This is a genomic window from Thermogemmata fonticola (assembly GCF_013694095.1).
In the GTDB taxonomy this organism is placed as follows: domain Bacteria; phylum Planctomycetota; class Planctomycetia; order Gemmatales; family Gemmataceae; genus Thermogemmata; species Thermogemmata fonticola.
In genome coordinates this window covers 85,247-100,474 of record NZ_JACEFB010000004.1, presented here as the reverse complement: position 1 = coordinate 100,474, position 15,228 = coordinate 85,247, and the positions used below count along the sequence as shown (strand labels likewise).

The 15,228-nt window shown below is 63.8% G+C and carries 10 protein-coding genes; 5 read left to right on the top strand and 5 right to left on the bottom strand.

The annotated features are described in order from the left end of the window. Positions 1 to 53 precede the first annotated feature (53 nt). Entirely contained in the window at positions 54 to 959 is a 906-nt protein-coding gene (locus H0921_RS07840) for a hypothetical protein (RefSeq protein ID WP_194537502.1), read from the bottom strand. 42 nt (positions 960 to 1,001) lie between these two features. After that, a complete protein-coding gene (locus H0921_RS07835; RefSeq protein ID WP_194537501.1) occupies positions 1,002 to 2,597 on the bottom strand; it encodes an Hsp70 family protein in 1,596 nt (531 codons plus the stop codon). A 358-nt stretch (positions 2,598 to 2,955) separates the two neighbouring features. Here H0921_RS07835 and H0921_RS07830 point away from each other — a divergent pair, with 358 nt between their 5' ends. Then, positions 2,956 to 5,082, top strand: a complete 2,127-nt coding sequence (locus H0921_RS07830) for a leucine-rich repeat domain-containing protein (protein WP_228499219.1) — start codon at positions 2,956 to 2,958, stop codon at positions 5,080 to 5,082. A 521-nt stretch (positions 5,083 to 5,603) separates the two neighbouring features. Here H0921_RS07830 and H0921_RS07825 read toward each other — a convergent pair. Beyond that, complete coding sequence (locus H0921_RS07825; protein WP_194537500.1) at positions 5,604 to 7,400, bottom strand: 30S ribosomal protein S1; 1,797 nt, start codon at positions 7,398 to 7,400, stop codon at positions 5,604 to 5,606. Positions 7,401 to 7,708: 308 nt separating this feature from the next. On the opposite strand from H0921_RS07825, the gene H0921_RS18160 reads away from it, so the two are divergent. Further along, entirely contained in the window at positions 7,709 to 9,292 is a 1,584-nt protein-coding gene (locus H0921_RS18160) for an ABC transporter permease (protein WP_194537499.1), read from the top strand. A 171-nt stretch (positions 9,293 to 9,463) separates the two neighbouring features. Here H0921_RS18160 and H0921_RS07815 read toward each other — a convergent pair whose 3' ends face one another. Beyond that, a complete protein-coding gene (locus H0921_RS07815; protein ID WP_194537498.1) occupies positions 9,464 to 10,813 on the bottom strand; it encodes a DUF1501 domain-containing protein in 1,350 nt (449 codons plus the stop codon). 211 nt (positions 10,814 to 11,024) lie between these two features. On the opposite strand from H0921_RS07815, the gene H0921_RS07810 reads away from it, so the two are divergent. The 3 genes from H0921_RS07810 to H0921_RS07800 all read left to right on the top strand — a co-directional run bounded on the left by H0921_RS07810 (position 11,025) and on the right by H0921_RS07800 (position 13,611). Continuing rightward, positions 11,025 to 11,768, top strand: a complete 744-nt coding sequence (locus tag H0921_RS07810; protein ID WP_194537497.1) for an RraA family protein — start codon at positions 11,025 to 11,027, stop codon at positions 11,766 to 11,768. 253 nt (positions 11,769 to 12,021) lie between these two features. Then, entirely contained in the window at positions 12,022 to 12,459 is a 438-nt protein-coding gene (locus H0921_RS07805) for a hypothetical protein (RefSeq protein WP_194537496.1), read from the top strand. A gap of 78 nt (positions 12,460 to 12,537) precedes the next feature. Further along, positions 12,538 to 13,611, top strand: coding sequence for a DUF1559 domain-containing protein (locus H0921_RS07800; protein ID WP_194537495.1), 1,074 nt, complete (start codon positions 12,538 to 12,540; stop codon positions 13,609 to 13,611). A 121-nt stretch (positions 13,612 to 13,732) separates the two neighbouring features. Here the strand turns inward: H0921_RS07800 and H0921_RS07795 are convergent, their stop codons facing one another. Then, positions 13,733 to 15,001, bottom strand: a complete 1,269-nt coding sequence (locus H0921_RS07795) for a glycosyltransferase family 4 protein (protein ID WP_194537494.1) — start codon at positions 14,999 to 15,001, stop codon at positions 13,733 to 13,735. Positions 15,002 to 15,228 lie beyond the last annotated feature (227 nt).

The window sequence follows — 15,228 nt, the reverse complement described above, 5'->3', positions numbered from 1 at the left end:
GGCTGGGCCTGTTTTGCTCTCCTCCCTCCTCCACCCGCCGCCGGGCGCGCTCTTCAGGTGAAGAGCCGGGCTAGCGCGGCATCGGGCCAGGCTTCGAGCTGGGCCAGCAGTCCGCTGAGGAAGCACCAGGACGGGCCGGTGAGGGGCCGGCGGATCAGCGCCTGGAACTGCGCCGGAGTGGGGCGGGCTTTTTGGCCTTGCTGGTAGGCCTGGAGGTAGCGGCGGATGGCGGCGGCGGGAGTGCCGGTGAGCGCCTGGATGCGGTCGGGAGTGTGCCCCTGGAGATAGAGGGCGAGGATGAGCTGGGGCCGGCCGGCGGCGAGGGCGCGGGGCTGAATCAGAAAGCGATAGGGGCGGAGCAGGAAGCGCAGCCCGGCAGGACAGGCCCGTTCCCGACGCAGGGTCAGCCCGACGCGCGCCGTCGCATACATCTCCCGGATCGAGGCATCGCCTGGCTTCCCCTGGCCCTCCGCCTCGGAGCTTCGGCGCAGGCAGAGCGGTGCCGTCACGTCTTCGGCATGCCGCCCCTGTAAGAGGCGGTCCAAATCGGCTGCCTGCCGCTGTCCCGCGAGGCGCAACACCGCATCGACCAGCCGGGATGGACCGGAGGTGATGGTGCCATCTGGCAGTTGCAGCCCGCGCAGCAGAATGCCGCCCCAGCCTTGGCCGTCGCTGAAGGTGATGTCCAAACCTTTGAAGGAGCCGCCGCGGTAAGCCTCCCCCATGCGGTGAAAGTACCACCGGCCCGGCTCCCGTTGCAGAGGATGGCGGTGGCAGAAGGGATCAGGATGGCTGGCACTGTACCAGTAAAACTCGATCTCGACGAGGCGGCAGGGCTGGCCAAGCACCTCCAGCCGGGCCTGGAAGAGGAGCCGTTCGGCAGCCTGGGCGAAATGCCGCTGGGGATCCTCGGTCGGCCAGGGCGGCGGGGGAACGAGCGAAGGCCGGGGGGGTGTCATGGGGCTGTCGCAGGCGCTGGGGCTTCGGGTGTGCCAGGACGGTCAGAGGATGCGCAGTTGGGAGAGCCAGTCGGCTTCGCGGGCGATCTGCTCGTCGGTCAGTCCGCTGGGACGGTAGAGGGTGGCGGTGACCGATCGGCCGCTGGTTAAGTCCGCGGCGGAGACGTGGATGCAGCCGTTGGCTTGCACCGTGCAGCGGACGCGGATGGGCGAACCCTGGGGCAGCCCCGGCGGCAGGTCCTCGATCCAGCATTCCCCCACCGGAATGCAGGCGTCGGCCTGATGCGCTTCCCCTTGCAAAATGCGCACCCGCACGCGGGATTGGTTCTCCCGAACCGTGTAATACACATGCTCCGCGCTCGCCGGCAGTTGCGTGTTCTTCCCAATGAGCTTGTGGTGAATCCGGTCCGGACCGTTGCGGACCTCCACGCCGAGACTGTGGGCGTTGACGTGGATTTCCACGATCTCGTCCCAGCGGAAGCCGGCGGCGGACTCCCCGGACCCCGGGCGCAATGAAGGCGCGGCAGGAAACAGTTGGCGCCGGGCACCCAGGATGCCGGCATGCAGGGCGGCGCCGCGCGCCACCACCTCGCTGACCGCCAGAGAACGGTTCGGGTCCCGCCCGCTCAGCTCCCGCAGCATCCGCGTCACCGCCGGCATGTGCGTGCTGCCCCCGACCAAGAGCACCTGGTCCACCTGCTCCCAGTCTAAATGGGCTTGCTGCAAGAGTTGCTGGACCGTCAGACGCGTGCGCAGGAGGAGGTCCTGGGTGAGCTGTTCCAGGTCGGCCCGCGTGACCGGCAAAGTCAATCTCTGGCCAGCATAATTGAGCGTGAAGGTCGTCTGCTCGATTTTGGAAAGAGTACGCTTGACCCGTTCCGCATTCGCGAGCAATTGGGCGCAGGATTGGGGATCATCCCGCGGATCGGCGTGGAAGTGCTGGAGGAATTGTTCCGCCGCCCAGTTCGCCAGGCGTTCGTCCCAGTCGCGCCCTCCCAGGCGGACATCCCCTTCGATGGCCAGGACCTGGAAGCGCTGCCGGGCTAGCTTCACCAATGTGACGTCGAAGGTGCCGCCGCCGAGATCGTAGATCATGACAATGCGCGGTCGGTCCGACGAATTCCCAGAGTCGGAGGCGTCCAGCGGGCGGGGATGGAACCAGCCGCTCTGGCAGGCGTAAGCCAAGGCCGCAGCAGTCGGCTCGTCCAAAATGTCCAGCACCGGCAGGCCGGCAATGCGCCCGGCGTTGAGCGTGGCTTGCCGCCGCGTGTCGTCGTAATAGGCCGGCACCGTGATGACGCATCCCTCGATCGGACCGAGGGCGGCCTGGGCATCCTGCGCCAGCTTCTTGAGAAGGATCGCCGAAAGAGTTTCTGGACGAAAAGTGCGACCCGCGACGGGTCGATCATATTCCGGCCGGCCCATGAAGCGCTTGACCAGCGTGGCGACCCGCTCCGGTTGCTCCAGGGCCATGTCCAGCGCCGCTTGGCCCACCACCGCGCTGCCATCCGGCGCCAGATAAATCGCCGACGGTGTGAGAATCTCCCCGTCCCGATTCGGCACCATCTGCGGGCGGCCGCTCTCATCCACCGTGGCCATCGCCGAATAAGTCGTGCCCAAATCGATGCCCAGCCACATAGGGACGCACCATCCCGCTTTCCTCACGTTGCGGAAACCCGCGTCTTCACCGCTTGTGCGTATTGTACCTCAAGGCCAGGGCCAAAGTGAGGCGGAAGACAGACTTCCGAGCCACGGCCAGCGTGAGGCAGAGGAACCCCTTCCCCCCTGGGAGCGGCCCGCGACAGGAAAAGCCGGGTCAGGAGGCGGTCCCCTGCCGCTTCGGCCTGACATACCTCCCACTATGACACCCATCCGTCACAGAATCTGCCGCCGCCAGGATCGCCGGAATTGCCTTTTCGCTTGTTGGCCTGATGGCTGCGGGTTACACTGAAGGGGTCAATTCCATCTCACGCTCAAGTCTTGGGAGAGGTGAGCCATGCAGCGGCGACTTCCTCTGGCGGGGGTGTGGTTCGGTCTGGTCGTGGCTTTTCTGCTCAGTGAGGGGTCAGGTCGGGGACAACCCAATGAGCCAGCGGGGAAGGCAAAACTTCGTCGGTTGCCCCAGGAGGTGGTCCAGCGATGGCGTGCGGCGGGTGCGGAGGCGGGCTGGCTCCGCGTCAACGAATATGGATTCATTCAGTTCTTGGAAGAGCAGGAGGCGCAGGCGGGAGACCTGCCGGGGTTCAGGTTTCGGACTCGGCCAGGGGACGGCGTAGTAGGCAAGCTCCCCGCTCCCGGCGCACCCTTTGGGCTAGACCTGCGCGGCTCCACAATCACGGACACAAGGCTGAAGGAGATAGCCCAACTCCAAAATCTGCAATCGCTGAACCTGATGAAAACTCGGATCACGGATGCGGGATTGAAGGAGATTGCCCAACTGAAAAACCTGCACACCCTGAATCTGTGGGGCACTCGGATCAGCGACACAGGGCTGAAGAAGCTGATCGAGCTGAAAAACCTGCAATGGCTGAGCCTGAGCTTGACCCAGATCACCGACGCCGGACTCAAAGAACTAGTACACCTCCAAAACCTGCAAACGCTGGACCTGAGCGGAACCAAAATCACGGACGCCGGACTCAAAGAACTGACTCAACTCCAAAACCTGCAATGGCTGAGCCTGAGCTTGACCCAGATCACTAACGCCGGACTCAAAGAACTAGCACAACTCCAAAACCTGCAAGCGCTGAGCCTGAGCTTTACCCCGATCACCGACGCCGGACTCCAACACCTGGCCAAACTCCAAAAACTGCAAACGCTGTACCTGTTCGGCACCAAGATCACCGACGCCGGACTCAAACACCTGACCCCACTCCAAAACCTGCAATGGCTAGACCTGCACAGCACCCGGATCACCGACGCCGGACTGCAACACCTGACCCACCTCAAAAACCTGCAAACGCTGAACCTAGACGATACCCCGATCACTGATGCGGGACTCAGAGAACTGACCCACCTCCAAAACCTGCAAACGCTGAACCTATGCGGCACCCCGATCACCGACGCCGCACTCAAACACCTGGCTAAACTCCAAAACCTGCAAACGCTGGACCTGAGCTTTACCCCCATCACCGACGCCGGACTCCAACACCTAGCCAAACTCCAAAACCTGCAAACACTGTACCTGTTCGGCACCCAGATCACCGACGCCGGACTCAAACACCTGACCCCACTCCAAAACCTGCAAGAGCTGTACCTGAGCCGTACCCGGATTACCGACGCCGGACTCAAAGAACTGACCCAACTCAAAAACCTGCAAAGACTGAAACTGGGTGGCACCCAAATCACCGACGTCGGACTCAGAGAACTCAGCGGCTTGAAGCTGCGGGAATTGATCATCCCGGATGAGGCGCAAACGAACCTCGGATTGAAGCACTACCTGGCGGCCATGCAACCGCCGACCCGTCTTAGTCTTTCAGGTTGGAAGATTACCGACACGGGACTGAAAGAACTGACCCAACTCAAAAACCTGCTAGAGCTGGACCTGGGCAGCACCAAAATCACCGACGCCGGACTCAAAGAACTGACTCAACTCCAAAACCTGCAATGGCTGGACCTGAGCGGAACCAAAATCACCGACGCCGGACTCCCACACCTCGTACAACTCCAAAACCTGCAAGGGTTGAACCTGGGCAGCACCAAAATCACCGACACTGGACTCAAAGAGCTGACCCAACTCCAAAACCTGCAAGCGCTGTGGCTCGACAACACCCGGATCACCGACACTGGACTCAAAGAGCTGACCCAACTCCAAAACCTGCAAGCGCTGTGGCTCGACAGCACCCGGATCACCGACGCCGGACTCAAAGAACTGACCCAACTCCAAAACCTGCAATTGCTGTACCTGAGCAGAACCAAAATCACCGACACCGGACTCAAAGAACTAGCACAACTCCAAAACCTGCAAGAGCTGGACCTGAAGCGCACCCCGATCACGGACGCCGGACTCCCACACCTCGTACAACTCCAAAACCTGCAAGGGTTGTACCTGTATGGCACCCGTGTCACGGTTGCAGGGGTTCGGGAACTGCGAAAAGCCTTGCCGGGCTGTATAATCTTGCGTTGATCCAGCACGCGACGCAGGAGTGCTGCCAGATCCTCCGTTGATCCAGCATATGGCGCGAGACGGGGGCAGCCGAAGGAGGTTTGCGCTGGGTCTTTGACTACGACCCAGTCGGTGAGCGCACGCAGGTGTCATGACCACGGTCGATGTGGGAGTCGCGCTGGTCCCAGGCCACGGTCGATGTGATAGGTGACCGCGGCGTGTCCAAATGACGGGGACCGCGGCGTGTCTATCCTCGATACCCGCCGTGTACGACTACCCTCTCGGCCGGCTTCGCCTCTCCCCCTCTGCTGAGGGTTGTCCTGACTCATCTCCGCGGAAGAATGCCCCCTCGGAAGAAGCCACGGGCCGAGAAAGCCGCGGTCCGAGAGGGCGGAACGAAAAAACCGGGGGGCCGCCTCCGGTCTGGATTGCGAGGGTACAGAAGGCCCTTGCCGGCCCAACGGCCGGGACAGGGGCGCCGCCCGGCGACGGGGGAAACCCGCCGAGCGGCGGTGGGAATCCGCCGAGAAAACGGGTTGCGTTCAGGAAGCAGCGGGGGGATTGTCCGCGTCGCTGGGAAGCTGGATGAGGGGTCCGGCCGCTCCGGTTCCGCCGCGCAGTTCCCGCTTGCTTTCCCGGCTGCGGCTGGGCGCTTCGCCGCTGTCCTCCGCGGGGGCGGCCGCCTCCTGGCTTCCCTGGCCGTCGTCTACCTGGCGCATGGACAGGCCGATCTTGCGCTCCTTGGGATCGACCCGCAGGACCTTGACCTCGACTTCCTGGCCCACCTGCACGACTTCCTCCGGGCTTTCCACCTTGTGGTCGGCCAGCTCGGAGATGTGCAGCAGCCCTTCCAGACCCGGTTCCAGCTCGACGAACACCCCGAAGTTCGTCAGTTTGGTGACCCGGCCCCGGCACTTCTGCCCCGGCTTGTACCGGCTGGGAATGTCCGTCTCCCACGGATCGGGACTCATCTGCTTCAAGCCTAACCCGACCCGCTTGCGTTCCTGGTCGACGTTGAGGACCACGCAGGTGATCTGCTGCCCCTTCTGGAGCAGCTCCGCGGGATTGGACACTTTGCGGACATGGCTCATGTCGCTGACATGGAGCAGTCCTTCGATTCCCTCCTCGATCTCGATGAAGGCCCCGTAGCTGGTCAGGTTGCGCACCGTACCCGTGACGATGGTGCCCGGCGGATACTTGCGCGTGACCTCATCCCAGGGATTGACCTGGCACTGCTTGATGCCCAGGGAGATTTCCTTTTTCTCGTGATTGATGGCCAGCACCTGGACTTCGACCTTGTCGCCGATGTTGACCACCTCGCGGGGATCGTTGATCCGCTTGACCCAGGACATCTCGGAGATGTGGACCAGTCCTTCGATACCGGGTTCGAGCTTGACGAAAGCGCCATAGGGCATGATGTTGACCACCTCGCCGATATGGCGGCTGCCCACGGGGTATTTCTGCTCGATGTTTTCCCAGGGGCTGGGGGTCTTGTGCTTGAGGGAGAGGGCGATTTTTTCCTTTTCGCGGTCGATGTGCAGGATGTAGACTTCGATTTCCTGATCGAGTTTGACGACGTCGTGGGGGTTAGTGACACGTTGCCAGCCCATGTCGGTGACGTGGAGCAAGCCGTCGAGGCCGCCCAGATCGACGAAGGCGCCGAACTCGGCGATGTTTTTGACCACGCCTTTGCGGATTTGCCCTTCTTGCAGCTCGGCCAGCAGTTTTTCCTTTTGGATTTTGCGGCGATCCTCGATGAGTTTGCGGCGGCTGACCACGATGTTGCGCCGGGACTCGTCGATTTTGAGAATGACGCACTCGATGGTCTTGCCGATGTATTCGTCCAGGGATTGGGGCCGGCGGATGTCCACCTGGGAAGACGGGAGGAAGGCGTTGACACCGATGTTGACCAGCAGACCACCTTTGACTTTTTTCAGGACGGTGCCGCTGACCACATCTCCTTCCTTGCATTTTTCCAAAAACAGGCTCCATTCCTTTTGGCGCTTGGCCTTGCGGTAGGACAGCGGGATGGTGCCTTCGTCGGTTTCGGTGTCCTCAATGAGCACCTCGACGGTGTCGCCCGGCTGGGGCAGGTGGAGCACGCCGGTCTCGTCCCGCCATTCTTCCGCCTTGACAACGCCTTCCGATTTGTAGCCGATGTCTACGACCACTTCGTCGCCGCGAATTTCCAGGACTTTGCCGGTGACGACCTTGTTCGGTTCAAAATCCCGCTCTTGGTTAAACAGCCATTCGGGGAGGGCTTGCTCGAACTGTTGGTCGGTCTGTTGAATGACCTCTTCTCCGAGGTCGATTTCACGAAGCAGCTTGCGGTTTGGCATAAACAATAGTTGGGGGAAAAAGGAGGTTTTTGGGGGAAAGTACCGCCTTTGGCCTCCGCGGGAGTTTTTGCTCCGGTTCTGGAGCCAGACTCGCTCCAGAGGGCAGGGCGGAACCTCCCCGGGCGCGGTCCGCTCGGCGACCGCCGCCGAGGACAGCAGACGCACGCGAAGTCTGGGAATTATATGATCTGGCAGAGGGGGAAGGAAGGGACTTATTCTATCTCGCAGGGGCAGGGGGAAGGGGAGGAGCGAGCGGGGCGGCGGGAGCGAGGGGTGCGGGAGGTGTCCGATCAGGGTGGGATGCAGAGATGGGCGGTCGCGTGGAGTGGCTCTTAGCGGTGCAGGGATTGTGGCGGCAGAAGGTGCGGAGCCTGCTGACGCTGTTGGGGATCGCCTTGGGGTCGCTGGCTTTGGCCTTTAGTCTGTCGTTGACGTTGGGGCTGCGGGCGTTCATTGCGCGGGAGTTTCACAGCCGGGCGGAGTTTTGGCGGGTGCTGGTTCATGCGGACCCGGCGGAGGGGGATGTGGCGGCGGCACCGGCGGCGGTGGTGACGATCCGCGGCCAGGTGTCCCCGGAGCGGCGGGAGCGGTTGCAGGCGGCGCTGGCGGAACGGTATTTTGCCCGGCATCCCCGGCGGGGACAACGGATGCTGACGCCGGAGTTGCTGGCGGAAGTGGCGAGCTGGCCCGATGTGGAAGCGGTGCAGGCCTACCGCAGCGTGGAGGCACGCCTGAGTCTGCCGGGCAGCGACGCGGTGGCCCTGGGCACCCTCATCTGCGGCCCGCTGGAGGAACTCTCCCCGCGGCTCCTCTGCGGACGTTTGCCTCAGCCGGGGGCGCGGGAAGTCGTGGTCAACGAACTGATGCTCTACGACCTGGGCCGGGGAAGTGATGCCGACCTGCCCGCTCTGCTGGGCGGCGAGGTGGAGGTGGTCCTGGGGCGCGTGCGGCAGTCCCCCCCGCTGGCGTTGGCCCGCGTCCTGAGCGGACGGCTCCTCGGCGATGACCTAACCCGCACCCAACTGGAAGCTCTGGAGCATCTCGCCGAGCAACTGCCCCAGCGTCTGGAGCATTTCACGCTGACCGCGGCGGAGCGGGCCGCCCTGCACGCCCTGCTGGCTCCCTCGGCGGCCAACGCCCCGGCCACCGATGCCACCACCACCGTACGCAGCCGCTTGCGTATCTGCGGCGTGGTCCGCCTCCTGACCCGCGAGGAACGCAAGCGCCGCACCCCCCTGGACAACTGGGAGCTGGCGCGCGGCGATCTGTTTCTGGCTCCCGATCCTGGCGAGGAACTGCTCCAGGCGCTGCCCTGGATTCGGGAAGGGGACCTGGGGGCGGCCCTGCTGCGCATTCGGCCCGGCGGGGATGTGCTCGGCGTGGTCCAGGCCGTGGAAGCGAAACATCTGCGTACCATCTCGGCGGCCAAATGGTTCGCCAGCGCTCAGCGTGAAGTCGCTTTGATCGCCACGGGACTCAATCTCTTCGCCTTCCTCGCGCTGGGGGTGGCAGCGGTCGGCATTGCCAATACCCTGGTGACCAACGTGCTGGAGCGGACGCGAGAGATCGGCATCCTGCGTTCGGTTGGCGCGACGCAAGGGCAGGTGCAACGGCTGTTCCTGCGGGAAGGGGCCTTGCTGGGAGCGATCGGGGGTGCGCTGGGTCTGTTCTTGGCTTGGCTGCTCATGTGGCCGGCGGACGCCTGGCTGCGCGCCCAGGTGGCTCAACTGGCGAGTGAGGAAAAGCTCCTCTCCGAATCCCTCTTTGTCACCCCCTGGTGGCTGGGGCCGGCGACCTGGTTGTTCGTCCTCCTCTGGACGCTCCTGGCCGCCGCCTATCCCGCCCGCCGTGCCGCCCGCCTTGACCCCGTCCAGGCCCTGCGTTACGAGTGATTCCCGCTGCTGCGAGTGATTCCCGCTGCCGTCGAGGGCCGTCTTCTTCCCGTGCCTGGGCTTCTCTCCCGAAAAAAAGCGAGGCGAGCCGATTGGCCCGCCCGATGGGGATGGTGAGCTTGGGTTGTCAGAGCTGTGATCGGGGATGGTTCAGGGTTGGCGGAGGAGCGGTCAGATGACCTCCGGCAGGGGCTTGGCTTCGACCAGGTGCTGGGGTCGGCCGGTGGGGTCGAGCACGGTGGTGGTGGAGGGGTCGAGACCGAGGTTGTGGTAGAGGGTGGCGACGATCTCGGCGTAGTGGACGGGGCGGTCTTTGGCGTAGCCGCCGGTGCGGTCGGTGCTGCCGATGACTTGCCCGGTGCGCATGCCGCCGCCGGCCAGGATGGCACAACTGACCGGTGCCCAGTGGTCGCGCCCGGCGTCCTTGTTGATGCGGGGGGTCCGGCCAAACTCACCCCAGGCGATGACGGTGACATCATCGAGCAGGCCGCGGGCGTCCAGGTCCTCCACCAGGGCGGTGAGGCATTGGTCGAGTTTGCCGCCGTGATCGCGGACCAGGTCGAAGTTTTTGCCGTGGCTGTCCCAGCGGCCGTAGCTGAGGGAAACGACCCGCGCTCCGGCTTCGATCAGGCGGCGGGCGATGAGCAAGTGTTCGTTGACGGTCGGCGCGCCGTCGTACTGGTACTTGTACGGCTTGCCGTCCCCGTAGCGCTGCCGCACTTTCGGACTTTCCCGCGACAGGTCGAGGGCTTCGACCAGCCTGGAGGAGGTCAGGATTTCCAGCGCCCGCTGCGTGTTGTTGTCCGCCGCTTCCAGGACGCCGGAGTGGTCGAGCTGCCGCTTGAGCTGATCGAAGGCCCGCAGGAGGGTCTTGCGTTCCGGCAGGTGGTCGCGGTTGGCGGTGTTGAGGACCATGTTGGCCATGTCCGGTCCGCTGGGGCGGAAGGCGGCGAAGGTGGGTCCGAGGAAGCCGGGCTGTCCCGGATCGCTCCAGGGCATGTGCTGGGTGCGCTCGGCCAGGCCGATGAAGGGCGGCACGCTGGGATCCACCGCTCCTTGCAAGCGCGCCACCACGCTGCCGATGCTGGGGCGCCCGCCCATGTTGGCCAACGAATTGGCCGGCCAGCCGGTGGTGCACATGATCGCGTCATGCCGGTCCTGCAAGCCGACCACGCTGCGGATGAACACAAACTTGTGCGCCAGTTGGGCGATCCGCGGGAAGCATTCGCCGATCTGGATGCCGGGCACGCTCGTGGCAATGGGCTGGAACTCGCCGCGAATCTCCGCCGGTGCTTCCGTCTTGATGTCCCACATGTCCTGGTGCGGTGGTCCGCCGCCGAGGAAGATGTGGATCAAACCCTTGTGCCGCGTGCGGGGGAACGGGTCCTGGGCGGCTTCGGCCCGGAGCAGATCGCTCAACGTCAAATGCAGCGCCCCGAAACTTACCGCGCCGATCTGCAAAAACGCCCGGCGGCTGACACCATCACAAAACCGCGTCGTTCCGATGGGAATGCTGAGCATGGCGGGATCCCCTCCTTTGCCAATAGGCCCACTGGGGACGAGAAAAACAGGCGGGACACAATGGGGTGGGACGGATCGGATCGCCCCGATCACGCTAAAAAATACCATACACTGGAGCAGCAGGGGTTGCAATATAAAAAAAGAGAAAAAGTCAGGTGGGGCAGGGGAACAATCAACATCGGAGAAAATCCCCACGGGCGAGGGACTGAGGATGCGCGTGCCGGAAGATGTGCTCAACCGCTTGCGGCAGTTTGATACGCCCACGATCTGCAATGTGCTGGAGCTGTTCGACTACCGCCCGCGGACGGCGGGGTACATGGACAGCCGGATTCGGGCCTGTTTCCCGCAGCTTCCGCCGATGGTGGGTTTCGCGACGACGGCGACCTTCCGAGCCGCCGCTCCGCCCCGCAGCGGAGATACCTACATGGGCCTGAGCGAACAGGTGGAGCGGATCGCTGCCCTGGACGGCCCCAAGGTCGTCGTCTTCCAGGACCTGGATGATCCGCCGGTGGCCGCTACCTTCGGCGAGGTGATGTGCACCACGTACAAGGCCTTCGGCTGCGTCGGCATCATCACCAGCGGGGCCGGACGCGACCTCGACCAGATCGAAAAACTCCAGTTCCCCTGCTTCACCAGCGGTACCATCTGTTCCCACGGCTACACCCAGATCGTGGCCCTGGATTGCCCCGTGCGCGTCGGCGGCGTCTGGGTGCATCCTGGCGATCTGCTCCACGGGGACCGCAACGGCGTGACCACCATCCCGCTGGAGCTGGCCGGGTGGGTCGCGGACGCCTGCCCGGAGTTCCTCGCCGCCGAGGCCGTCATTCTCGAATATCTCCAGGCCGGGCACGTGACCCCCGCGGGCTTCGCCAAGGCCCGCGATGAATGCAAACGCCGCATCCACGAGCTGGGGAAAAAACTCCGCGACCACGCCGCCCGCCTGCAAATCCTCTGATCCGCCGCCTCCTGGACGATCCTCCGCGTTGCCGTCTGCTTGTCCCTCCTCGCCGGTTGCCTCATCGGCCTGCCCCTCCTTGGCCCCGCCGGTGGCGGAGTTGTTGCCGAAAGGAAGCTGGCGGATTGGCCCGATAAATCGCAAGTGATCGGCTCACGGAATTTTCCGGCATTTTTCACTTGCATAGTCCCACGGAGATTGATAAGTTGCAAACTAACTATTCCTTCGCTTCAGCCGGAATCCGGGAGTCACTATGAAACTTTGGAGGAGTGCGGGGGCCGGAGTGCTGGTGCTGGCCCTGGGTTGCCTGGGTTGCTCCTCTGGGGAGCGATTGCATCCGGTCAGCGGCAAAGTCCTGTACAAAGGCAAGCCCTTGGCCGGAGCCTTGGTCACGTTGCATCCCCAAGGAAGCAGCGATCCCCGCGTAGAGCGCCCCAACGGCTTCACCCAGGAGGATGGAACTTTCACGGTTTCCACGGGTCAAAAACCGGGGGCGCCGGCAGGCCAGTACCTCGTGACGGTCATCTGCTCCCGGACGGTTCAACCCGAAGGCCAAGGGAAGATCATCAACACAGGCGGCGACGACAGCGTGGATATTCTCGGCGGGGTCTACGCCAACCCGAATACCTCGAAGATCACCGTCCAGGTCCAGCCGGGAAACAACAGCTTGCCCCCGATTGAACTGCAATAGGCTCCCACAGACCGCGGGTGGCTGCCGCGTGCTTTCTCTTTATCCTTGTTGTATCGCTCTATGGAGTAAGGAGGTATCATGACCGCCCGGTTATCGTCCTTGGGACGCCGAGGGTTCACCCTCATCGAACTTCTGGTAGTGATCGCGATCATTGCGATCCTGATCGGCTTGCTGTTGCCCGCGGTGCAGAAGGTGCGGGAAGCAGCGGCGCGAATGAGCTGCTCGAACAATCTCAAGCAGATCGGCCTGGCCCTGCACAATTATCACGATGCCTACGGCTATCTGCCGCCCTGGGGTTTTGACTTCAATCCCGCGCCGTCTGGCAATCCGCTTGGAGCGCAGACGCAAGGGCACTCCGCCCTCATGCAAATCCTGCCGTATATGGAGCAGGAGAACATCATCCGCACGGCGAACACGCAGTTATCGGTGATCGATCCGCGGAACTGGCCGCCGGCGTGGGGAACGCAGGCTTCTGCCTCCGCCAAGGTCAAAAGCTATCTTTGCCCTTCTGCTCCCGACCGGGAGATCGACTACGCTCCGTACTTTGTCTCCCTGGGGTTGCCCAATCGTGGGCCGTTCACTCTTGGCGGCACGGACTATGTGCCGGTGCGCGGCTACCACAACAACTTCCGCAATGCTTGCGCCCCGACCAGCCCGCTCGCCCCTTCCACCGGCAGCAGTCCGGGCAATGACACCGGCGGCGCCTTCGGCATCAAAGGACTGATGACGCCCAATGGCCTGACCATCGGCAAAATCTCCATCGTGCACATCACCGATGGCGCCTCGAACACCATCCTGATGGCGGAAAGTGCCGGCCGGCATCAGGTCTATGCCCGCAATCGTCCGGTCAGCCCCAACACGCCGGGTTCCGCGGGCTGGGCGCTCAATGCCGCCTTCTTCGATTACAATGCAGCGATCCTGGTGCGGGGCTACAGCGCGGACGGCCTGATCCGCGACGGCGGCTGCTGCGCCATCAATTGCACCAACGGCGGAGGTGCGGCCAACTATCAGATGTACTCCTTCCACAGCGGCGGCATCAACGCCCTGCGCGGGGACGGCTCCGTCCACTTCATCCGCGACTCCATCGCCTCTGGCATCGTCGCCGCTCTGGTCAGCCGCAATGGCGGGGAAGTCAACGTCAACATCGACTGACCGCCATTCCGTTTTCCTCGGCTAGGAGAGCCTCCTTCGGCTGGTCCTGGAAAAGATCGAACTTCCTTCTTTCCCCAGGAAGGAGGAAGTTTTTTCTTTTGCTGGGTCGAAACAGTGCGGGTTATCCTGCGGTTCCCTCCGGCGACGCATCCTCCGGGCGGCTGAACGCCTCGTAGACCTGCACGAGACGCTGCCCCAGGAGCCGGCGGTCGAAGCGTTGCAGGGCGGTTTGCCGCGCCGCTTGGCCCAGACGCTGCCGCAATTCCCCATCCTGGATCAGGCGGTAGAGGGCGGCGGCCAGACTTCCGGCATCCCCCGGCGGCACGCTCAGGGCATCGACGCCGTCCGCCATCAGTTCCGCTGCTCCGGCTGTGCGACTGGCAATCACCGCCCGGCCGCAAGCCATCGCCTCGGCAATGGTCCGCCCGAACGGCTCCGGCTGCGTGCTGGCATGGACCACAATGTCCAAACCCCGATACACCGGCGGCAGGTCCAACTGGAACGGAACGAGATGACAATAGCCGGTCAGTCCGAGCGCCTCGATGCGCTGCCGCAGCTCTTCGACGGAAAATTGCGAGCCGGCGGTGCGGTAGATCGGGCCGCCGATGAGGAAGAAGCGGGCGTGGTGCACCCCCGCCGCCAGCAGCCGGGCCGCCGCTTCCAGAAACACCTCCTGCCCCTTCCAGCGGGCATAGGTGGCGACCAGGCCGACCCGCACCGCGGCGCTGGGCAGCGAAGCCCCACCCAGGAAGGCGTCCCAATTCCGGGCCGGTCCGGCGGGTGTGAAATGCTCCGTATCGATGCCGTTGTAGATGGTCTCGATGGCGGCTTGAGGGAAGAGGCGGCGGGCATCCTCGGCCACCGCCTGGGAAATGGCGAGGATCCGCTGCGGGGGACGCGCCAAATACGGCAACGTTCGGCCCAGGACCGGACGCCGTGAGAGGAAGTCCCGCAGATGCCAGAGGACGGCGCAGCCCGGCGGCGCCGCCCCGCGGGCCAGCAAGTGGCACTTCAAACCGTTGGAATGGAGCAGGCGGGGCCGCCACTGAAAGAGCTGCCGCCGCAAGCGCCGCTGGTAAGCGGGCAGGGCCGCCGCCGCTTTCAGCAAGGCGTAGCTCCAGGCCGCGCCTTGCCGCCACTTCCCCCGCCCGGCCCCGAGCCAAAACGACTCCCCCAGCCGTGCCACCGCCTCCGGCCAGGGCAGCACCGCCACCGGCACCTCCTGCCGCCGCAACTCCTCCGCCAAAGGCCCTTCCTCCCCGGCGATGACCCCGATCGGCCAATCCGGGCGAAGCTGCCGCAGCACGGCTGCCATGTCCAGCAGGCTGCGCTCCGCGCCCCCAAGCTGGCCCGCCGACGTCAAAAACACCACCGGCATCCGCGACGGCATCACCCCTCCTGCCACGGCAGCGTCCCGAACCCTAGGGGCAATCTTTCCCGCATCCGCAACGCCAGGGGTTCACGGACAGACATTCCAGGACATGATTAAGTCATTTGATGACAATTTAATGACATCTAAAGACAATATGCAGTCATTTGATGCTATCATAAAGTCACTTTATGACATATTAAAGTCATTGAGTGTCAGTACAAAGTCATTTTGTGACAGCAGTAAGT

Coding starts and splice junctions, on each gene's coding strand:
- H0921_RS07840 (WP_194537502.1), bottom strand. CDS start 959: ATGACACCCCCCCGGCCTTCGCTCGTTCCCCCGCCGCCCTGGCCGACC.
- H0921_RS07835 (WP_194537501.1), bottom strand. CDS start 2,597: ATGTGGCTGGGCATCGATTTGGGCACGACTTATTCGGCGATGGCCACG.
- H0921_RS07830 (WP_228499219.1), top strand. CDS start 2,956: ATGCAGCGGCGACTTCCTCTGGCGGGGGTGTGGTTCGGTCTGGTCGTG.
- H0921_RS07825 (WP_194537500.1), bottom strand. CDS start 7,400: ATGCCAAACCGCAAGCTGCTTCGTGAAATCGACCTCGGAGAAGAGGTC.
- H0921_RS18160 (WP_194537499.1), top strand. CDS start 7,709: ATGGGCGGTCGCGTGGAGTGGCTCTTAGCGGTGCAGGGATTGTGGCGG.
- H0921_RS07815 (WP_194537498.1), bottom strand. CDS start 10,813: ATGCTCAGCATTCCCATCGGAACGACGCGGTTTTGTGATGGTGTCAGC.
- H0921_RS07810 (WP_194537497.1), top strand. CDS start 11,025: ATGCGCGTGCCGGAAGATGTGCTCAACCGCTTGCGGCAGTTTGATACG.
- H0921_RS07805 (WP_194537496.1), top strand. CDS start 12,022: ATGAAACTTTGGAGGAGTGCGGGGGCCGGAGTGCTGGTGCTGGCCCTG.
- H0921_RS07800 (WP_194537495.1), top strand. CDS start 12,538: ATGACCGCCCGGTTATCGTCCTTGGGACGCCGAGGGTTCACCCTCATC.
- H0921_RS07795 (WP_194537494.1), bottom strand. CDS start 15,001: ATGCCGTCGCGGATGCCGGTGGTGTTTTTGACGTCGGCGGGCCAGCTT.